The organism is Pseudoduganella sp. RAF53_2, from assembly GCF_052113985.1.
GTDB lineage: Bacteria > Pseudomonadota > Gammaproteobacteria > Burkholderiales > Burkholderiaceae_D > Rugamonas.
The window spans coordinates 1-19,421 of record NZ_JBFRDW010000025.1 but is presented as its reverse complement, the minus strand read 5'-3'; the positions used below and the strand labels follow the sequence as shown (position 1 = coordinate 19,421).

The 19,421-nt window shown below is 63.7% G+C and carries 18 protein-coding genes and 2 pseudogenes; 9 read left to right on the top strand and 11 right to left on the bottom strand.

Translation table 11 applies throughout. From position 1 onward, the window contains the following. Both AB4Z11_RS02980 and xth read left to right on the top strand, forming a co-directional pair. Positions 1-196: pseudogene (locus AB4Z11_RS02980) on the top strand (ribosomal protein S18-alanine N-acetyltransferase); the annotation flags it as partial. Between the two features lie 7 nt (positions 197-203). Next, positions 204-974 carry an exodeoxyribonuclease III gene (xth, locus tag AB4Z11_RS02975; protein WP_442022717.1) on the top strand — a complete coding sequence of 257 codons (771 nt, stop codon included), beginning with the start codon at positions 204-206 and terminating at the stop codon, positions 972-974. Here the strand turns inward: xth and AB4Z11_RS02970 are convergent. The 4 genes from AB4Z11_RS02970 to AB4Z11_RS02955 are packed head-to-tail and all read right to left on the bottom strand — an operon-like array spanning position 969 to position 5,484. Next, positions 969-2,105: a tocopherol cyclase family protein gene (locus AB4Z11_RS02970; protein ID WP_442022716.1), complete on the bottom strand. Its 1,137-nt coding sequence runs from the start codon at positions 2,103-2,105 to the stop codon at positions 969-971. The genes xth and AB4Z11_RS02970 overlap by 6 nt on opposite strands. Continuing rightward, positions 2,102-3,124 (bottom strand): AraC family transcriptional regulator ligand-binding domain-containing protein, encoded by a 1,023-nt coding sequence (locus AB4Z11_RS02965; protein WP_442022715.1) that lies wholly within the window; start codon positions 3,122-3,124, stop codon positions 2,102-2,104. Before AB4Z11_RS02965 ends, AB4Z11_RS02970 begins: the two co-directional genes overlap by 4 nt. Beyond that, on the bottom strand, positions 3,115-3,738 hold the full coding sequence (locus AB4Z11_RS02960) for a hypothetical protein (protein ID WP_442022714.1): 624 nt from the start codon (positions 3,736-3,738) through the stop codon (positions 3,115-3,117). The genes AB4Z11_RS02965 and AB4Z11_RS02960 overlap by 10 nt, the downstream gene beginning before the upstream one ends. Before the next feature lie 9 nt (positions 3,739-3,747). Beyond that, positions 3,748-5,484 (bottom strand): GMC oxidoreductase, encoded by a 1,737-nt coding sequence (locus AB4Z11_RS02955; RefSeq protein ID WP_442022713.1) that lies wholly within the window; start codon positions 5,482-5,484, stop codon positions 3,748-3,750. Positions 5,485-5,652: 168 nt separating this feature from the next. Between AB4Z11_RS02955 and AB4Z11_RS02950 the strand changes: the two genes are divergently transcribed. After that, the gene (locus AB4Z11_RS02950; RefSeq protein ID WP_442022712.1) at positions 5,653-6,675 is read left to right on the top strand and encodes a diguanylate cyclase domain-containing protein; all 1,023 of its coding nucleotides are present in this window, start codon (positions 5,653-5,655) and stop codon (positions 6,673-6,675) included. 64 nt (positions 6,676-6,739) lie between these two features. Continuing rightward, the gene (locus tag AB4Z11_RS02945) at positions 6,740-8,167 is read left to right on the top strand and encodes a hypothetical protein (protein ID WP_442022711.1); all 1,428 of its coding nucleotides are present in this window, start codon (positions 6,740-6,742) and stop codon (positions 8,165-8,167) included. Between the two features lies 1 nt (position 8,168). Here the strand turns inward: AB4Z11_RS02945 and AB4Z11_RS02940 are convergent, their stop codons facing one another. The 7 genes from AB4Z11_RS02940 to AB4Z11_RS02910 form a co-directional block, all read right to left on the bottom strand. Continuing rightward, positions 8,169-9,260: a porin gene (locus tag AB4Z11_RS02940; protein ID WP_442022710.1), complete on the bottom strand. Its 1,092-nt coding sequence runs from the start codon at positions 9,258-9,260 to the stop codon at positions 8,169-8,171. Positions 9,261-9,332: 72 nt separating this feature from the next. Then, the gene (locus tag AB4Z11_RS02935; RefSeq protein WP_442022709.1) at positions 9,333-10,619 is read right to left on the bottom strand and encodes a dicarboxylate/amino acid:cation symporter; all 1,287 of its coding nucleotides are present in this window, start codon (positions 10,617-10,619) and stop codon (positions 9,333-9,335) included. 19 nt (positions 10,620-10,638) lie between these two features. Further along, positions 10,639-10,980 (bottom strand): cupin domain-containing protein, encoded by a 342-nt coding sequence (locus AB4Z11_RS02930; protein ID WP_442022708.1) that lies wholly within the window; start codon positions 10,978-10,980, stop codon positions 10,639-10,641. Further along, a complete protein-coding gene (locus tag AB4Z11_RS02925; protein ID WP_442022707.1) occupies positions 10,977-11,966 on the bottom strand; it encodes a quinone oxidoreductase family protein in 990 nt (329 codons plus the stop codon). The genes AB4Z11_RS02930 and AB4Z11_RS02925 overlap by 4 nt, the downstream gene beginning before the upstream one ends. A 20-nt stretch (positions 11,967-11,986) precedes the next feature. Continuing rightward, positions 11,987-12,862, bottom strand: coding sequence for a 3-keto-5-aminohexanoate cleavage protein (locus AB4Z11_RS02920; protein ID WP_442022706.1), 876 nt, complete (start codon positions 12,860-12,862; stop codon positions 11,987-11,989). Beyond that, complete coding sequence (locus AB4Z11_RS02915) at positions 12,859-13,629, bottom strand: SDR family NAD(P)-dependent oxidoreductase (RefSeq protein WP_442022705.1); 771 nt, start codon at positions 13,627-13,629, stop codon at positions 12,859-12,861. The genes AB4Z11_RS02920 and AB4Z11_RS02915 overlap by 4 nt, the downstream gene beginning before the upstream one ends. Before the next feature lie 9 nt (positions 13,630-13,638). After that, positions 13,639-14,529, bottom strand: coding sequence for a dioxygenase family protein (locus AB4Z11_RS02910; protein WP_442022704.1), 891 nt, complete (start codon positions 14,527-14,529; stop codon positions 13,639-13,641). 168 nt (positions 14,530-14,697) lie between these two features. Here AB4Z11_RS02910 and AB4Z11_RS02905 point away from each other — a divergent pair, with 168 nt between their 5' ends. The 5 genes and pseudogenes from AB4Z11_RS02905 to AB4Z11_RS02885 form a co-directional block, all read left to right on the top strand. Next, positions 14,698-15,726, top strand: a complete 1,029-nt coding sequence (locus AB4Z11_RS02905; RefSeq protein ID WP_442022703.1) for a LacI family DNA-binding transcriptional regulator — start codon at positions 14,698-14,700, stop codon at positions 15,724-15,726. A gap of 111 nt (positions 15,727-15,837) precedes the next feature. Further along, positions 15,838-17,520, top strand: a complete 1,683-nt coding sequence (locus tag AB4Z11_RS02900) for a methyl-accepting chemotaxis protein (protein ID WP_442022702.1) — start codon at positions 15,838-15,840, stop codon at positions 17,518-17,520. A 98-nt stretch (positions 17,521-17,618) separates the two neighbouring features. Next, the gene (locus tag AB4Z11_RS02895; protein ID WP_442022701.1) at positions 17,619-18,245 is read left to right on the top strand and encodes a dienelactone hydrolase family protein; all 627 of its coding nucleotides are present in this window, start codon (positions 17,619-17,621) and stop codon (positions 18,243-18,245) included. 45 nt (positions 18,246-18,290) lie between these two features. Continuing rightward, positions 18,291-19,175 carry a CHAD domain-containing protein gene (locus AB4Z11_RS02890; protein ID WP_442022700.1) on the top strand — a complete coding sequence of 295 codons (885 nt, stop codon included), beginning with the start codon at positions 18,291-18,293 and terminating at the stop codon, positions 19,173-19,175. Positions 19,176-19,233: 58 nt separating this feature from the next. Continuing rightward, positions 19,234-19,421: pseudogene (locus AB4Z11_RS02885) on the top strand (phospholipase); the annotation flags it as partial.

Sequence of the window (19,421 nt, the reverse complement as noted above, 5' to 3'; positions counted from 1 at the left end):
CGATGCGGTAGCGGCGATGTTTGCACGCCACAACCGCTTGCGCAGCGCAATCCTGATCGTGCATCCGCAGTGGGATGCGGCGCGGCGCATCTATCATGCGGAAGGCTTTGCGGAGATCGGCAGCGTGCCGGATTATTTCGCAGCCGCGCACGGAACGCGCATGGAAGCCATCATCATGCGCCGCGCCGGAGTATGATGTCCGGATGAGAATCGCGACCTTTAATATCAACGGGCTCAATGCCCGGCTTCCCGCCCTGCTGCAATGGCTGAACGAAACCAAGCCGGATGCCGTCTGCTTGCAGGAACTGAAAACGCCGCACGAGAAATTCCCCGAGGACGCGTTCAAGGACGCGGGCTACGGCGCGATCTGGCACGGCCAGAAGAGCTGGAACGGTGTGGCCATCCTCGCGCGCGGCAAGGCGCCCATTGAGATGGGGCGCGGCCTGGCCGGCGATCCCGAGGATGAACAGAGCCGCTATATCGAGGGCATGGTCGATGGCGTGATGATCGCCTGCCTGTATCTGCCCAACGGTAATCCGGCGCCCGGTCCCAAGTTCGACTACAAGCTGAAATGGTTCGACCGCCTGATTCTGCGCGGCGCGGAGTTGATTGATAAGTCTGATCCTGTCGTGATGGCGGGCGACTATAACGTGATGCCGCACGATATCGATGTCTATAAGCCGGAGCGCTGGCTGGACGATGCGCTGTTCCGCCCGGAGTCGCGGGCGGCGTTTCAGAAGCTGATGGACCAGGGCTGGCTGGATTCGGTGCGTCATCTGCATCCGGATGAACGGATCTTTACGTTCTGGGATTATTTCCGCAATGCGTTTGGGCGCGATGCGGGGATTCGCATCGACCATTTGCTGCTGAATCCCGTTGCGGCCAAGCGCTTGCGCGGCGCGCAGGTCGATCGCGATGTGCGCGGACGCGAGAAGCCGAGCGATCACGCGCCGGTGTGGATTGAGCTGTCATAACAGGATCGGCACGCCGCAGGTTTCGCCGTCGGTGAGGATTTCGAAAGCGGCGCCGTGCGCGCTGCGATAGTGCTGCGTCGCCTGGTCGCGGCGCCGCAATGTCAACTCGCACGCGGCCAGCTTCGAATTCAGGCAGATTTTTTGCGGCCTGCCTGGATTGTCGTAGCGCAGGCCTGCAAAGGACTCTTGCGGCGCATGGATGCGAATGCTCAGGCGCAGGCCGTCCTGCTCTGCTTCAATGCGCCAGTCGAAGCCGTTCAGCGTGGCCTTGGTGCGAAGCGCGCGCAGTGCGCTATTCAGGCGCAATTCCTCGCTGCCAATTCGCAGCACGACCAGCGTCATCGCGGGCGTCCAAATGCCGCCGAACCGTAGCCGGGCCGTGGCGCACTCCAGGAAAACGTCCGGTGCGTTGTCGAAGCCTGCCACCTGGCCCCAGGCGTAATGGTCGGTATGGCGGCGGCCCCAGTTGTGATTCAGACTGCCGCGCCAGTTCTGCACGTCGACGCGGCGGCCATCCAGGTCGATGGTGCCGGTGAACAGCGCATCCGGCACCGTCACCAGCGCCTTCGCCGCCGGCAACCGCGTCTCATACAGCCCGCGCGGCAGCAACAACAGCGGCGCCGCGCCACCGCCGACCTCCAGCGCCCACCCCAGCGCCCCGCCCACGCCGCCGCTCACCCCACCACTCATGCCTTCCCGCGCCCCGCCGTTCGCGCCTCCGCTCGTGCCATCGTCCGTACCGCCGCTCGTGCGGCGGCGGGCGCCGTCGCGAGGGGCGAAGCGGCTGGGGCCTGCGCCGATTGCGTCGCTGGAGGGCGCTGCGTTGCCGGTGATGGCGGTGCGCGACAGCGTGCTGGAGCCGATGGTGAGGGTTTCGCTGCCGAGCGTGCACTCTGCCAGCGGTACGCGCTGCCTGGCGGCGTGGATGCGCTGGCGCTCGCCGTCGAAATAGATCGCCCACACTTCGCCGACAGCATCGTCCGGCCGTCCTGGCGGCTGAAACAAGGTATAGCGCAGCCACAGTGCGAGCGGGCGGCCGGGATGGTTGGCGCGCTGGAACCAGCTTTCGTAATGGCCCTCCGGCCCAGGAACGTAGCGGCAGCGATTTGCAGCGACAAACGCTGCGCTCATTGGACGCGCAAGCGGTGGTAAATCGGCGCCATACGCTGTTTGAAGTCGAGCGGTGCGTCGCCCGTCCAGCGGTGGAAGGCGCGGCACAGCGAAGACTGCTCGTTGAAGCCCACCTCCGCCGCCAGATCAGACAAACTGGCATGTCCATCCAGCAGACTGAGAACCGCGTGTTGCGCCCGCGTCGCATTGAGCACCTGCCGGAAGCTGGTCCCTTCATCGCGGAGCTGGCGCTGCAAGGTCCTGTAGCCCAGACCAAGCAAAGCTGCCACCGACATCTCATCCGCCATCGCCAGCGGCACGCGCGTTCCCAGCAGGCCCATGATCGTGCGCGCCAGCGACTTCCGTGTGGCGACGGTGGCGGCGCAGTGCCCCAGCCAGCCATTCAAGGCCACGTTCAATGCCGGCGCCGCAAAGCGCGGTTTCGCATCCAGCAAGTCGAGGCCAAAGGACACGCCATAATGCGGCGCGCCGAAGCGATGCGGGCATTCGAGCACGTTGTCGTAAGCCTGCACCGCAGCCAGCCGCGGATGAGCAAAGCTGACCTGCGCAACGTCGACCTTCTCGCCAAGCAGATAGCGTCCATAAGACACCCAGCCCGCCAGGATGCCTTCCACGACCATCGGCGGCACGGCCTGCGCAGGCCGCCAGCTAAGGTGCACCAGCTTTCCCGCCCGCCGCACGGACGCGTGGCCCAAAGTGCTGGTCAGGGATTCCAGCTGGGTGAGGTGGCGGATCGATTCAGCTAAGGTTGGCGCGGTGGCTGCCGCCACGCCCAGCATGCCGAAGCCGGCGCCCCCAACGCGTGTGCCAAACTGCAGCCCCAGCGCCGATTCGCCCAGCTCGCGCACACCGCCATACAGTGTATGCGCAAAGCTGGCGCCGACCACGCGGCGGGCATGGCCGGCCAGCGCTGGCGGCGGCGCGGCCGGCAGCCCGCGCTCCGCCAGGAAAGCGCCCAGCGCATCGGCATACAGGGACGAGACGCTCGGCGCCTCAGGCCAGGATTGGTTCAGACCCATGGAAAGAAGACTTTGGCAAGAGTGCTGAAAATGGTTTCGACGAAAAGAATCCGCACGGTCAGCTCATCGTACCATGCCGTATTGATGGTGCTCATGGATGTGGTGAAGTCCCACACCACGTCCGGCTTCCACCACTCGAAGTGCAGCTCGGACGTCCACACCGCCTGATACAGCACGTCCTGCACCGAAGGCAGCGCCTGGCCCGCTGGCGCGAATACCGCATGCAAGGTGGTCATATCGTCGATCAGGTCCATGCCCGGATCGTCGTGCACATGCTTCACGCCCAAGACCTGAACCGCAGCGCTGTTCAGACGATAAGCCAGCAGCCGCCCGTCATCGCCCGGCGCGGGCGACAGAATGTTCAGCGTGCCCGTCACCGGCTGGTTCGGCACGCCATCCATCACCAGCGTGCCGCTCACGGTGGCCGAATGATTCGGATTACTGCGCCACGCATCGATATCGCCAATCCGCACATTCAGATAGACATGGGCCAGGCGATATTCGCCGCCATACCATGCATAGCCATGCATCTCTTCGCTGAAAGAGATGCCGCGCGCCCAGGCCAGGCAAGGCAGCATCAGGCAAAGCAGAAGGGCGAGAAGAAATTTGCGCATGATGCCTCCTCACAGGGGGAACAGTTCGGCCGTACGTTCGGCCAGAGCGGAAATGGTCAGCAGCGGATTGGCGCCGATCGAAGTTGGCGCGATCGATCCATCGCATACCCACAAGCCATCGTGCACGGCCAGCGAACCGGCGGCCGGGTTGTAGACCTGTCCATCGGGACTGACCACCGCGTCCTCGCCGCGTTCGCCCATGGGACAACCGCCCAAAGGATGCACCGTCGTCATGGCGCCACCGAACAGGGGACTGCTGCGCGGACTGTCCACATACTTGCCGCTGAAGGCCTGCGCATGTTTTGCCATCTCCGCGCGCAGTCGCGCCACGAAAGGCTCCTGCATCAGCGCCGGCCACACCACCTTCGCCTGGCCCGTGCTGTCGAGCTGCACGCGGCCGGACGCGCTGTCATGGCCGATGCCCAAATAGACCATGCTGTGATTCAGCGCGCCGTCAGTGCGCAAGCCAAGCGCGTCGCGCGCAATGCGCTGGGTGGCGGCGAATTCCGGCATCAGGCCGGCGGCGAGCGGCATGGCGAGCCGCACCGCATCGACCAGCGGACTTGGGATGGCCGCTTCTTCGATCAGGAAGCGGCGCTCGATCACGGGATCGCTGCGGTAATCGGCCGCGATGGTGATGGTAGGCCCGGTGCGCGCCATGCCATCCAGTCTGGAACCAAGGCCGGTGCCCATGAGGTTGGACTGCACCGCGGTGTTGTAGCCGAAGCCCAGCAGATCGCCGTTGGCCGAGAAGTGTGTGCCGAGGGCAGGGGACAATGGCAAACCCTGCGCCTGCGAGCGCAGCAAAATCTGCGTGCTGCCCAGTGCACCGGCCGCCAGCACCACGTGGCGGCTGATGACGGTGCCGCGCACYGCCGCACCATCGGCCGGACGCGCCAGATAGTGCACCTGCCAGCGTCCATCGCTCAGGCGCTGCAGCCATTCGACTTCGATGCGGGCGTAGATCTCGGCGCCGTTGGTGCGCGCCAGCGGCAGATAGTTCACGTCCAGCGTGTTTTTCGCGCCCACGCGGCAGCCGGACACGCAATCGCCGCAATGCGTGCACGCCGCCTGCACCACGCCCTGCGCGTTCGGCAGGTTCGGATAGCGGCGCAGATTCACCGCCAGCGACAGCGCACGCGGCGCGACAGCGGCGCCCTGGCGCTGGCGCTGCCTGGTGGTCGTCGCGTGCAGCCAGTTCTTGCGCAGTGCATCCGCCTCGGTGACCGTGTCGGCGGCCAGCATATTGCGCACGCGCTCCTCGTACACGTCCATGGCGCCGCTGGCGTAGGCGCGCTGGATGGCGAGCGGCCAGCGCGAGAACACGTCGCGGTCGGGCGCGATCACTACATTGGCATTGATCAGGGAGGTGCCGCCGATGCCGCTGCCGGTCAGCACGTCCAGCGTGGCACCGGCGCGGTAATCGAACAGCCCAAGCGGCTGGGCAGTGCTGCGGAACTGGCCGAGCGTGGACGTGAGATTGGACGGGAAATCCGGCGGCATCCATTCCTTGCCGCGTTCCAGCACTGCCAGACGGCGGCCGCTCGCCAGCCGCGCCGCCATGACCGCGCCGCCGTAGCCAGACCCGATTACCAGCACGTCGTACTGCGCGCCCAGCTGGCCAAGTGGCCGGGTCAGACTGTTGCGCTGCGGCGTCGCGGCGCGGGCCGATGGCAGGCAGCCGGCTGCGGCCAGCGTGCCCATCGCCGCAATGAAACGGCGCCTTGCATCTCGAGAATTTGCCACGGTTGGCCTCCAGGTCAGTTGGGTCGATCCATTCTGTCGGCGACGGGGAGGGCGGTCTTGTCCCAATGCGACATGTGCTGTTGAGCAAACAGCGACGTTGCCTGTTAGTCAGTTATCGTTCAAACTACAGGGTGAGAATGTGTGAGTATTAATTAGGCAGCTTCAGTAATGAATAATTCGAATCTCAATCCGGCTCTGTTGCTGGAAGTGATCAAGACGCAGACGGAAATCGCCCGCCTGGGCGTGGATCTCGGTAGCGTGATGCAGCTGGTGTGCCAGCGTGCCGGCAGCCTGATTGGCGCCGGCGGCGCCGTGGTCGAACTGGCCGAGGGCGGCGAAATGGTCTATCGCGCCGCATCTGGCTTCGCGGGGTCGCAGCTAGGCCTGCGCCTGCAGCGCCAGGGCAGCTTGTCCGGCTTGTGCGTGGCGCAAGAACAAATCCTGCAATGCGACGATTCCGAACTGGATGACCGCGTGGACCGTGCGGCCTGCCGCAAGGTCGGTCTGCGCTCGATGCTGGTGGTGCCGCTGCGCCACGACGAACAGACCGTGGGCGTGCTGAAAGTGATGTCGTCCAAGGTCGCTGCCTTCACGGCGGAGGACGTGGAGCTGCTTGGGCTGATGTCGGAACTGATCGGCGCGGCCATGTACCACGCGGTGAAGTTTGAAGCCAATGACCTGTACTACCGCGCCACGCATGACGCACTCACCACGTTGGCCAACCGCGCGCTGTTCTTCGACCGCCTGCGCCAGCAACTGGCACAGGCCGCGCGCAGCCAGGGCTGCATCGGCATTCTCAATATCGATATGGACGGGCTGAAAACCATCAACGATTCCTTCGGCCACCGCGCGGGCGATGCGGCCATCTGCGAAGTGGCCTCGCGCATCGGCGCCGAGCTGCGCGAAGCGGATCTGGCGGCGCGTCTTGGCGGCGACGAATTCGGCGTCATTCTGTCCGGCGTGCGCGACCGCTGCAGCGTCGAGCAGAAGTGCTTCAGCATGGCCGAACGTATCCGTGACCCGTTCGAATTCGAAGGCCGCCCCTTGCGTCTGGGCGCCAGCATCGGCCTTGCCATCTGCCCCGAAGATGGCACCGAAATGGACCGCCTGATCGAAATCGCCGACCAGGCCATGTACGCCGTCAAACACGCCGGCAAGCTGACCGGCGCTGGGCGACCTGTTGCTGCGTGACAATCTGCGCATTTTTTTAGGAATTGCCCCGCTATAATTTTCTTCAACTAGTTGAGGAGAATCCATGGCGCTGCAGCTCAGAAAATCCATCGTTCGCAATACCGCGCTCAATAGCGTGCTGTGCCTGGGCGTGAGCCTCGGGCTGGCCTGGCTGAATGGGATGTCGGGCATGGACGCGTCCAGCGCGCTCTGGCTGGCGGCGCTGGTGGGCGGTACGGCGGCGGGTTCGGCCTGGTACGCCACGCAGAGGATCAAGCAAGGCATTCTGAGGCCGCTCTCGCGCCGCGTGGCTTATGTGCGCGTGCAGCGCGACCATGCGCCGTTGGAAGTGGACTGGAGCGGGATTGACGATTATGCATCTCAGCTCGAAACGCGCGGCTTCCATTCGCTGGGGGATTTCACGACGCTCGCCAAGTCCAACGCCATGGTGGGCGTGGCCGCCATTTTTTCGGATGCGGCGGGCACCATCCTGATCGAAGTGCAGCAGTTGCAGATGAAGGCTGCAGCCGGCAAAACCCCGGTGCGCGATGGCATTTACTTCAGCATCAATTCGCTGGTCGGCGGCGTGATCCGCGTGGTCACCTGCAACCATCCGGTGCAGGCGGCCAATTACATGATTCGCGGCGACCACGATGTGAAGGCGTCATATCCCGGCCTGGGCTTGCTGGCGCTGCTGGACAAGCACCAGCGCATGCTGGAACGCTTGCGCGAAAAGACGGGCAAGGCACCAAGCGAAGGACTGAGTGCTTACCGCCATATTCTGATGATCCGCGAAGCGCAAACGCAGGCGTCGCGCCGCATCGGTGCCATGAGCGGCCTGGCGCTTGCCAACGCCATCGACGCTTTCGAGGCCGATCCGCAAACGCGCTGGGCGCCAGCGTCGGCTGACATGAAGGCGCTGCCGAGCCGTGAACTGGAAGCGCTGGACGCGGAGTATGGCGCGGAGTCGCAGCCTGCGCTGGTCGATGCGCCGGCCGATGTGCCAGGCGGCACACCATCCGATGCGCCGGTGGCGTCAACCTCCGATGAGGCGGAAGATGGCATGGCGGACCTGGCCGAATACCTGTATCAGAGGGCGCTGAAAGGCGCTAACTGGTTCTACTGGATTGCCGGACTTTCCTTGCTCAACATCGTGCTGGCTTTCCTTGGCAGTAGCTGGGGCTTTGCGCTGGGACTGGGGGCAAGCGAATTGCTCTCCGGCCTTGCGCGCCGCTCGGCCGGTCCGGAAACGGGACTGCTGTTTGGCGGCAGCATCGCCGTCTGCGCATTGTTCGCGGTATTCGGCTGGCTGGGACGGCGCCTGTCCCTGACCGCCTTCACGGCGGGCATCGTGCTGCTGGCGCTGGATTCGCTGGTGTTCCTCGTGATGGTGGACTTCGTGGGCATCTTGTTCCACGTCGTCGCGCTGTACTACTTGTGGCGCGGGCTGCGGGCCGCGCGCCTGATCCGCGTGAGCACGGAACTGTATCGACAGTCCCGTGCCGCCGGATGAATCAGAAGTAGTGGCGCAGACCCAGTGAAGCGCCGCGCAAGGTGGCGCCCGGGCTGACGGTCAAGGGATTGATCGGATAGTCATACACCGCGTTCTTCTCGTTATGCAGATGAACGTAGTACAGGAATACGCTGGTGCGCTTTGACAGCGAATAATCGTCGCCAATCGTGTACTCCGTCGCGCCGGTATCCGGACCTTTCTTCAGGAAGCCGATCTTGGGCGTCGTGCTGCTGCCCGAGCCGTCATTGGCGCGGGTTGCGGTCAGACGCAGCTGGTGTGCGCCCAATTGGTGGGTCAGCGCCACGAAGAATGCATTGCGTTTCAGGTCACCGGTTGGCGTTTCGTATTTCAGGTGCTCAGCCACCGCGGCGAGGCGCGTGTCGCCGAATCGATAAGCGGCGCCGATCTTGCTGCCCTGATCCTTCAGGCCCGGACCCTGATATGCATGATGGATCTCAGTGGCCGCGGTCAGATACCACGGACCCTGATCGAAAATCACCGCCGCCGATGTCAGCGAAGGATGCGCGCCGTTTGCCGGACGTTCCTCACTCAGGCCGTGCGTCAGGCGCAGTTGTACGCCATTCCACGTCGGCGACCAGTAATGCACGCTGTTGGACTGGCGGCGGTCGAAGGACGACACATTGCTGACGTTATCGACGTCTGCGCCCGAACCGTTGGCCATCAGGTTCATATAGCCGCCGGTAGTGGGATACCAGGGATCGAGGCCGGAAGTGGCGCCGTTGTAGGCGGTAATCCAATGGCCGCCGAACAGCGTGCCCCATCTTCCTTCAAGGCCGACGCAGGTGTCGCGCGCGGCGATTGCGCCTTCACCGGTGTCCGGCGAGATGGTGCCTTCAATCTGGAAGATGGCCTTGTTGCCGTCGCCCAGATCTTCCGAGCCGCGGAAACCGATTACGGAACGGTTGTTGACTTCACGCGTGACGGACACGCTCTGGCCAGCCGAATTGGCCGATGTGCGCATATTCTCTATCGCGATGTTCAGACGGCCGTAAATCTGCACGTTCGAGGTCTGGGCCATGGCGCAGCCAGCGCCGGTGGCCAGCAGGGCGGCCGTAACTACTTGCTTCTTCATTCAAATGCTCCTTATATTTATTTTGAGAGTATTCCGAATCAGGCGTAAAGKCGATTACCCAAAAGAGGGGATTCAGCGAATGACGTCGAGTTTTTCGCGATTCAGTTCGCCTTCCCAGCGCGCCATGACCACCGTGGCGACGCCGTTGCCGATCATGTTGACCAGTGCGCGCGCTTCGCTCATGAAGCGGTCGATGCCGAGAATCAGGCCCATGCCCGCCACCGGAATCGCGGGAACAACGGCCAGCGTCCCCACCAGCGCAATGAAGGATGCGCCCTGCACACCGCTGGCGCCTTTCGATGTCAGCATCGCCACCGCGAAGATGGCCAGTTGCTGTGCGATCGACAGATCGGTGTTGGTCGCCTGCGCCACGAACAGCGCTGCCATCGTCATATAGATGCTGGTGCCGTCCGTGTTGAAGGTATAGCCAGTGGGGACGATCAGACCGACCAGCGGCTTCGAGCAGCCCAGCTTTTCCAGCTTGGCCATCAGCGTCGGCAAGGCCGTGTCGGACGAGCTGGTGCCGAACACCAGGAAAATCTCTTCCTTGATATAGGCCAGGAACTTGACGATGCTGAAACCCGACAGCCGCGCAATCACACCCAGCACAATGAACACGAACAGGAATGACGTCAGATAGAAAGTGCCGATCAGTTTGAGCAGCGGGCCAAGCGACAGTACGCCGTATTTGCCGACCGTGAACGCCATCGCGCCGAACGCGCCAATGGGAGCAAAGCGCATGATGAAGTTGATGGCGCCGAAGACCGCATGCGAGGCCGTTTCGATCAGGCTGGTAATCGGCCTGGCGCGCTCGCCCAGCGCGGACAGGGCGAAGCCGAACAGCAGGGAAATCAGCAGCACCTGCAGCACATCGCCCTTGGTGAAGGCGTCCGCCACGGTGGTGGGAATGATGTTGAGCAGGAAGTCGCTGGTGGTCATCGATTTTGCCTTGCCCACGTATTCCGCCACAGCCTTGCCGTCCAGCGTGGCCGGGTTGACGTTGAAGCCGTCGCCGGGACGGACCCAGTTGCCGACTGCCATGCCGATGAACAGGGCCAGGGTGGACACCAGCTCAAAGTAGAGCAGGGCCTTGCAGCCGATGCGTCCGACCTTGCGGATGTCCTGCATGCCTGCGATGCCGTTGACCACCGTGCAGAATACGATGGGGCCGATCAGCATCTTGATCAACTTGATGAAGCCGTCGCCGAAGCCTTTCATGTCGACGGCCAGTTTGGCGTCGTAGTGGCCGAGCAGGATGCCGATCGTGATGGCGATCAGCACCTGCACGTACAGGATTTTGTAGAAAGGCTTGCGGCGAGGCGGTGCTGCAGATGCGATGGATGCGTCCGTGCTAATCATGTCTCCTCCAAGAGTTAAGTTATTTCGCTGCGTACGGCATTGCGAGCAGGATCGAGGCCGGGGCATTGGTCTTGTTTTTCAGAGCCCGTTTCTCGTTCGGCGCCAGGCGCGCCGAATCGAATTTGCGCAGTGTGTGTTCTCCTTCTTCGGTAATGATGGTGACCTCGCCCTCCAGCACCACGTAAAACTTCTCTACGCCGGAGCCGTCAAGGGAGGTGCCGCCACCGGGCAGCAGGTGCGATAGCCCAAGCCACAGCACGTCCGACGGCCCGGCTTCCTGCCCCTGAAGGCGCAGGCAGTGCATGCCCTCGTGGTTGGGCGGGAAGTAGGCCCTGGCTTCCGCGTAGCGCGTGACGTTCATTCCGCCAGCCCTGGCTGCAGCACCACGCGCTCGCGTGCGCCGGACAGTACGGCGCGGTAGCCTTTGACTGCGTCCGCCAGCGTGTAAGTGGTTTCCTTCGGCACGGGGAAAGGCTTCAGCGTGCCGTCTTCAAAGCCCGGTTTGAGCTGATCGAGGATGCGCGCGCAGGCCAGCGAGTCCAGTGCCAGGGTGTCGATGCCGACATAGGTATGCTGGCCCCGGTAGAAGGCGAAAATGTCGAACGGTACGGCGCGGTCGATAGTCGAAATGAAGATCTGGCGGCCACCCACGGCCAGCGCGTTATTGGCCGCCTCGAAATAGGGGCTGCCGACGGTGTTGTAGACGATGTCTGCGCCATGGCCGCGGGTCTGCCCGCGCACATGGGCCGCGATGTCGGTGTGCTCGGCGGAGATCATGTCGATCTTCGAATTGGCGTGGCCGATGTAAGCCTCGTTGCCGCGTTCCACCGCGAACACGCGCGCGCCGGCGCGCGTTGCCAGTTGTACCGTGGCCTGGCCCACCTTGCCGTTGCCGCCCATGACCAGCACCACATCGCCCGCCTGCGGCAAGCCCGCGCGGCGCAAGCCTTCGTAAGCCGTGATGAAAGGCACGCCGATGGCGCCCGCTTCCAGCAGGGAGATGTTGTTCGGCTTGATGCGCACGGCGGCTGCGTCCAGCACCAGATAGCGTGCGTGCGTGCCATCGCGCCGGATACCCAGTTCGCCGCCGCTGCCCCAGACTTCCTGGCCCACCAGTTCGTCCGGTCCGTCGATAACCACACCGGCATAATCGCGTCCCGGTGTGCGCGGCCACACCGCATGCGGCATGGCGCCCAGCGCCGCCTTCACATCGCTTGGGTTCACGCCCGCGCTGTGGACTTCGATCACGCATTGTCCCGGCAATGCTTTGGGACGGGCGGTCTTTTGCAGCGATGGCTCCAGCAGATCGATATGCAGGGCTTTTTCGGTGATGCGTACGGTATTCATTGATGCTCCTTCGTGAAAAATCAGATTTGTTTGAGGCCGAGGATGTCGCGCGCTTCCTGCGGCGAGGCAATGTCGCCGCCCAGCGATTCGACGATCAGGCGGGCGCGCGCCACCAGCTCGGCGTTGTCCCTGGCCAGCTTGCCCTTGCTGATGTAAAGGTTGTCCTCGAAGCCGACGCGCACATGGCCGCCCAGCAGCCAGGCTTGCGCCACCATGGGGAATTCCTGGCGGCCGATGCCGAAGCCCGTCCATTGCGCGCCACGCGGCAGCTGGCTCGCGGCGTAGGCCATCGTTGCGGGCGTGGCGGAGAAGCCGTACTTCACGCCCAGCACGAGGCTGAACAGGCCGGGGCCTTCCAGTACGCCTTCCCTGATCAGGTCATGCGCCATATTCAGGTCGCCCGAGTCGAACAGTTCAATCTCAGGCTTCACGCCGGCGGCGCGAATCACCTTGGCCATGCGCGCCACATTGGCGGGGGTGTTGATGACCACGTCCGGACCGGAGTTCATGGTGTTCAGGTCGAGCGTGGCGATGTCCGGACGCAGCGCGGAGATGTGTTCGACGCGGCGCTCGGGCGCCATCAGGGTGCTGCCGGGCGCGGCGATTTGCGGGTTATCCGGGCTGGGGATGAAGCGCCCGCCCGGTCCCGTGGTCAGGTTGATGATCAGCTGCTTGTTGCGCGAGCGGATGCGTTCCATCACTTCGGCGTAATGCGCCAGTTCCATCGACGGCAGTCCGGTTTCGGGAGCGCGCACGTGGATGTGCACGGCCGCCGCACCCGCATCGGCCGCATCCAGGCAGGCCTGAGCGATCTGCGCGGGCGTGATGGGCAAGTCCGGGTGCATGCCCGGCTTGACGATATTGCCGGTGATGGCGCAAGTGATGATGGTGCTCATGGCTTGGCTCCCAGGTGGCGGCCGCCGTCGACCTGGATCACGCTGCCGGTGGTGAAGAGCAGGGTGGTGGCGCAGGCTTCCACGGCGGCGGCGATATCGTCCGGCAGGCCGATGCGCTGCAGCGGCGTGGTGGCGGCCTGCTTGTCGTTAAAGCCGGCGTCGCGGCCCGGCACGAAGGGACTGTCCACCACGCCGGGCGACACGTTGATCATGCGGATCTGCGGCGCCAGCGCGCGGCCCAGCGAGGTGCACATCGCGTCCAGCCCGGCCTTGGCGGCGACGTAGGCGACGTTGCTGCCGATGCCCGTGGTGCCGGCGATGGAAGAGATATTCACCACCAGCCCCTTCCCGCTTTCCTTCAGCAGCGGCGCAAAGGCGCGGATGGTGGAGAACACACCGCGCCAGTTGGCGGTGAAGATTTCGTCGATGACTTCGTCGCTCAGCGCCTCCAGGTCGTGATGGGGAATGGCGCGCGTCATGCCCGCCGAGTTGACGAGGATGTCGCAGTGGCCGTAGCGTTCGCGCACCTGCGCCGCTGCTTCGCGCAGCGTGGTGCTGATACCGGTGTCKGCGACGATGGCGCAATGGCCGTTGCCCGGCAGGTCGCTGGCGCGCGCCTGCAGTGCGGAGAGTCCGTCGCGTCCCAGCAGCACAAGCTGCGCACCTTGCCGCGCAAGGCGAATGGCGGAGGCATAGCCGATGGCGCCTGCGCCGCCCGCGACGACGGCCACCTGGCCAGCCAGCGGGCCATGGATTTTCTCGTTCATGGGACTTCCTTATTTGATCGGTGGTTCGGGGAAGCAGCACACGCCGCGCTCAAGCACGAAGTCGTACTGCAAGGTGTAGTGAGGTTCGTCCGTGCCCGGTGCCGGCTGGTGCGGTTTGAACTGGCCCACCAGACGCTTGGTCACGCCGAATACCACGTCGCTGTGCAGGTGCTCGGCGTCGTCGGCAAAGACCTGGGTGATCAGGGTCTTGAAGCCTTCATGCGACACCATGAAGTGCACATGGGCGGGACGCATGCAGTGGCGGTTCTGGGCGCGCAGCAGCGCGCCGGTCGGGCCATGCGTCGGTACGGGGTAGCCGGCGGGACGCACGGTGCGGAAGTGGTAGCGGCCATCCGCATCCGTGGTGAAGCGGCCGCGCAGGTTCATCGCCGGCTGGTGCTCGTCCTGGTTCTCGTACAAGCCGACCGGCGAGGCTTGCCACACATCGACAGTGGCCCCTGCAACCGGCTTGCCATCGACATCGCACACATGGCCGGACACGCGCATGGTCGGACCCGGCACATCGCAGCGGGCGATATCGTCGCCGTTTTTGCACTCCGGTGAATTGGCGCGCCAGAACGGGCCGAGCAGGGCGGCGGCGGTCTGCCCTTCCTGTTCCGGGTTGTTGCGCAGGGCCACGAGGGTGGAGATGCCCAGCACGTCCGCCGCGAGAATTACTTCGTTGTGGCAGTCGTTGGTGTGCTGGCCAATGGCAACCAGGAAGCGCACCGCTTCTTCGAATTCCGGTTCGGTCAGGTCCACGTCGCGAATGAAATCGTGCATGTGCTGTACGAAGCTGGCCATCACCTGGCGCAGGCGGGCATTGCTGGTATCGGCCATCGCGGCGATGGCGATGGGCGTGACCGAAGCTTCTCCGTCGATGAGGTGGTTGATGCTCATAAGTCTCCTCTGCGTTCTTGTTTATGCGAACGTTCGCGTAAAGCTAGATTAGCATTTCGACAGGCTAAGTCAACACGGTATTTCTACGGTGTGTCAAAATGTGTTGCGTTTAACGCGAACGTTCGCATGTGCGACAATGACAATATTGCAGCCAAAAGAGGAAGCCGCATGCAACAAAAGAAGATGACGCTGAAGGGACTGGCACAGATCCTTGGCGTCCATCCATCGACGGTAGGGCGCGTGATGGACCCCGACACGCGCCACATGGTGGGCGAGGCGGTCGCCGCACGCGTGCTGAAGGAAGCGGCCAGGCATGGCTACCGTCCCAACAAGATTGCAGCGGCGCTGCGCACGCGGCGCTCCAACATCGTCGGCGTGATCCTGCCCGACATCACCAACCCGGTGTTCCCGCCCATCGTGCTCGGCATCGAGGACGAATTGCGCAAGCATGGCTACGTTGCGCTCGTGACCAATGCGGGCGAAGATCCGGTGCAGCAGCGCTTCGTGGTCGACCAGCTGCTGGCGCGCCAGTGCGATGCGCTGATCCTGGCCACGGCCACGCGCGACGATTCCGTGATTTCCTATTGCCTTGAAGCGGGCATTTCGGCCGTGACGGTGAATCGCGGCGAGGATGCGGGGCGCGTGTCCAGCGTGGTGAACGACGAAATGGCCGGCATGCGCATGGCTGTCGAATACCTGTTCAAGCTGGGACATCGCCGCATCGTGCACCTGGTCGGTCCGCAGAATCTCTCCACCGGCCATCTGCGCCGCGAAGGCTTTGTGCAAGCCATGGAAGCGCAAGGCGTGAAGCGCGAAGACTTGTGGATGGTCGAATGCAGCGCTTACTCGCGCGAGGCGGGCAAGGCGGGCTGCGATGAGGCGCTGGCGCGCTATCCGAAGGCGACTGCCATCCTGGCCGGTAACGACTTGCTGGCACTGGGCTGCTATGACAGCTTGCGCGCGGCGGGCAAGCGCTGTCCCGAAGACGTTTCCGTGATCGGCCACAACGACATGCCGTTCGTGGACATGGTCAATCCTCCGCTGACAACGATCCGCATCTCCCACCACGCAATGGGCGTGCAGGCCRCCCAGCTCATTCTGCAGCGCCTGAACCAGTCCGCGGGCGCGGACATGGAAATCCGCATGAAGCCGGAACTGATCGTGCGCGCCTCAGTTGTGGCACCGGCTGCCAGATAAGTTACTTTTTTATCAAAACTGTGAGAAACTGTTGCTGCTTTGCGGCATCAGCTTGCGCACGGCAGCCACATCCACAATACTTGAAGACCCGCGCCCTTTAAATTCAATAACATGACTATCACGAAGCGATTGACCTTGACCCTTGCGGTCGCCTTGTTCGCCCTGATTTTTGTCGGCGCCAAYGGAATTTGGCAGATTAATGCTGCACAGCAGCGATTGACTTTAGTGCAGTCCCGCCTGATCCCGAGTATCCACGGCCTGAACGCCGCCAAAGGCGCGCTGGCTGACAGCCGCCTGGCCGGCTACCGTCTCTCCGTCTTCTCCAACCTGCCGGACAAAACGGCGCTGGACAAGGCCTACAACGATGCCCACGCCAAGTTCGATGAAGTGATCGCCACCTACGAAAAAGAGCACATCTACGACGAAACCGACCGCAAGATGCTGGAGCAGGATCGCGCGAACATGGCGGCCTACCGCCAGGCGTTGACCCCGTTCGTGGCCGGCGCCCATTCCGGCGATATGGACGCGGTGCGCGCCACCCTGGTCGCCGGTACGCCGCTGGCCCTGACCGCCGCCGCCGTCAAGAAGGGCCTGGACGATCACATCGACTACAACAACAAGCTGATTGAGCAAGTGCGCACGGAAAGCGATGCGGCTTATTCGTCCGCGCAGCGCACGCTGATTATCGTGATCGTGCTGGCCGTGCTGGTGACTGCGGTCCTGGGCTATCAGCTGCTGAGCGTCATCAGCGGCAGCCTGAAGACCATCCGCGGCACGCTGGAGGATGTGAGCGAATCGCTGGACCTGACGCACCAGGTGCCGGTGGAGCGCATGGACGAAATCGGCCACACCGCCACGGCCTTCAACAAGCTGCTGGGCCAGATTGCGGGCGTGGTCGGCACGGCGCGCGCGTCGGCCGATGCGGTGAGCACGGCGTCGCACCAGATCGCAGCAGGCACGGGCGACCTGTCCACCCGCACTTCGCAGCAGGCGGCGTCGCTGGAAGAGACGGCATCGTCGATGGAAGAGCTGACTTCGACCGTGAGCCAGAACTCGGACAACGCACGCCAGGCGAATCAGCTGGCGCAATCGGCATCCGAAGTGGCGCAGCAGGGCGGTACGGTGGTCGAACAGGTGATCGTCACCATGGACTCGATCAACGATTCCTCGCGCAAGATCGTGGACATCATATCTGTGATCGACGGCATCGCGTTCCAGACCAATATCCTGGCCCTGAACGCGGCCGTTGAAGCCGCGCGCGCGGGTGAGCAGGGCCGCGGTTTCGCGGTCGTTGCAACCGAAGTGCGCAACCTGGCGCAACGCTCGGCGGCGGCTGCGAAAGAGATCAAGGTGCTGATTGGCGATTCGGTTGAGAAAGTCGAATCGGGCACGAAGCTGGTGCAGCAGGCCGGTTCCACCATGCACGACGTGGTGGCCAGCATCAAGCAGGTGACCGATATCGTGGCTGAAATCAGTGCCGCAACCTCCGAGCAGAACGCCGGCATCGCCCAGGTGCACCAGGCCGTCACGCAGATGGACCGTGTGACGCAGGAAAACGCCGCCCTGGTCGAAGAAACCGCCGCCGCCTCGCAAGCCATGCGCGAGCAGGCCGCGACACTGGCGCAAGCCGTCAGCGCGTTCAAGATCGGCGTTGCCCACGCCGCAGCCCCGGCTGCGCCGCTCAGGATGCCGGCGCGTCCCGCGGCACCTGCACACGCCGTCGCCGTACGCCCGGCGCGCGCGAAAAAAGTCGCCAACGCCCCTCGCAACGAAAGCGAGTGGGAAGAGTTCTAAGCCGCGTCCCGGGCCGGCGCCGCCGGCCCAATTCGCGCACAATTCTGGCGACGCACGAATGGGCAAAGTGATAGATTGGTCTGCAGGGAGGGCACGCCATGCAGCGACTGGTCTCGATCAAGCTGAGCGCTGCCGAGTTGGAGGGCATGCTGGAGGTGCCGGATGGCGCCAGCAAAGTCGTGCTGTTCGCCCATGGCAGCGGTAGCAGCCGCTTCAGCTCCCGCAACAATTACGTCGCATCCGAATTGCGCAAAGCAGGCATCGGCRCGTTGCTGATGGACTTGCTCACCGCTCCCGAAGAAGCCAATTACCCCGTCCGTTTCGATATTCCATTGCTGACCACGCGCCTCGGCCTGGCCTGCGATCTGCTGCGCACGGAACCGGAAACGCTGTCTCTGCCGGTTGGCCTGTTTGGCGCCAGCACCGGCGCGGCCGCGGCACTTCAGCTGGCGGCCGAACGGCTGAGCGAGATCGCCTCCGTGGTGTCGCGCGGGGGTCGGCCCGATCTCGCGGGCAAACAGGCGCTGGCGACCGTGCAGGCGCCGACATTGCTCATTGTTGGCGGCCATGACGACGGGGTCATCGGCCTCAATCAGGAAGCCTTCGCGGTGCTGAATTGCGAGAAAGAACTAGCCATTGTTCCAGGTGCTACACATCTGTTCGAAGAGTCGGGCACGCTGGAAAAAGTGGCGCGGTTGGCGCGGGATTGGTTCGCCGAACACTAACGGCTCCTCACTCAGGCGTATGATTGCTTGCTGGAGGAACGCAACGTGAAAAAACCTGTTCATGCACAGCCGCTGGAGCTGGAAGAGGGCATGACGGTCGAGCAGGCCGCCCATGCCATCATGTTGAATTGCCTGGACCAGATCGAGGGCAACCGCGGTGGCGTCGCCAGCGCGCATTCGCCGGAATCGGTGCACCAGATGCGCGTGGGGCTGCGGCGATTGCGCTCGGCGCTGAAGCTGTTCGAGGATGTGATCCGTCCCGGCACGCGCCTGGACCGCGAAATCGAATGGCTGGGCAGCGAGCTGGGTCCGGCGCGCGATTGGGATGTGCTGGGCACCCATCTGCCACGCAACGCCGAGCTGCAACCGCTGCGCCGCGCCGTGYGCCTGCATGCGCGGCAGATGCGCGTGGGGGCGGCGGCGGCGGTAGCGTCGAAACGCTACGACGGGCTACTGCATTCGCTCCATCACTTCATCGATACTTCGGCCTGGCGTAAATCGGCAACGGATGGGCAGGTGAAAACCCTGGCGCGTCCCGCCACCAGGTTTGCGGATGGCGCTTTGAAGAAGGCGCGCAAGCGCGTCGAGAAGCGCGGCGCGAAGCTGGAGAATGGCACGCCGCGTTCGCGCCATCGCTTGCGCATAGCGATGAAGAAGCTGCGCTACACCACTGAATTTTTCGAATCGCTGGCAGGCCGCAAGCGCACCAGGCGCGCGCTGGAAGGCATGTCGTCGCTGCAGGATTGGCTGGGCTGGATCAACGACGTCGCGGTGGCTGATGGCTTATTACAACACTTCCATCAGACCGAGCCGGAGCTGGATCAGCAAGCCGGTTTCGCGCGCGGCTATCTGGYGGCCGAGCTGGAAGAGCGCGTCCGCAAATTGTCAAGAGAGTGGAAGAAAGCCTCAGTCATTGCATTGTCACATTGACCCCTTATCGTTGCTTACTTACTATCTAGCACGACCGTTCAATAACAAGGGGATACCGATGAAAAATGGATGGATGGCCGCAGCACTGGCGCTGACTGTATTCGCAGCAAGCGCACCCGCGCAGGCATGGCAGCAGGAGACGCATCGCCGCATCGTGCTCGACGCGGTGAGCTATATGAAGAACAACCCCGGCACCACCAATTACAACAAGCTGCTCGCAGGCGTAACGCGCGCGGGCTACAGCAT

Coding starts and splice junctions, on each gene's coding strand:
- AB4Z11_RS02935 (WP_442022709.1), bottom strand. CDS start 10,619: ATGATTAGCACGGACGCATCCATCGCATCTGCAGCACCGCCTCGCCGC.
- AB4Z11_RS02950 (WP_442022712.1), top strand. CDS start 5,653: ATGAATAATTCGAATCTCAATCCGGCTCTGTTGCTGGAAGTGATCAAG.
- AB4Z11_RS02970 (WP_442022716.1), bottom strand. CDS start 2,105: ATGAGCGCAGCGTTTGTCGCTGCAAATCGCTGCCGCTACGTTCCTGGG.
- AB4Z11_RS02920 (WP_442022706.1), bottom strand. CDS start 12,862: ATGAGCACCATCATCACTTGCGCCATCACCGGCAATATCGTCAAGCCG.
- AB4Z11_RS02960 (WP_442022714.1), bottom strand. CDS start 3,738: ATGCGCAAATTTCTTCTCGCCCTTCTGCTTTGCCTGATGCTGCCTTGC.
- AB4Z11_RS02910 (WP_442022704.1), bottom strand. CDS start 14,529: ATGAGCATCAACCACCTCATCGACGGAGAAGCTTCGGTCACGCCCATC.
- AB4Z11_RS02940 (WP_442022710.1), bottom strand. CDS start 9,260: ATGAAGAAGCAAGTAGTTACGGCCGCCCTGCTGGCCACCGGCGCTGGC.
- AB4Z11_RS02965 (WP_442022715.1), bottom strand. CDS start 3,124: ATGGGTCTGAACCAATCCTGGCCTGAGGCGCCGAGCGTCTCGTCCCTG.
- AB4Z11_RS02925 (WP_442022707.1), bottom strand. CDS start 11,966: ATGAATACCGTACGCATCACCGAAAAAGCCCTGCATATCGATCTGCTG.
- AB4Z11_RS02930 (WP_442022708.1), bottom strand. CDS start 10,980: ATGAACGTCACGCGCTACGCGGAAGCCAGGGCCTACTTCCCGCCCAAC.
- xth (WP_442022717.1), top strand. CDS start 204: ATGAGAATCGCGACCTTTAATATCAACGGGCTCAATGCCCGGCTTCCC.
- AB4Z11_RS02945 (WP_442022711.1), top strand. CDS start 6,740: ATGGCGCTGCAGCTCAGAAAATCCATCGTTCGCAATACCGCGCTCAAT.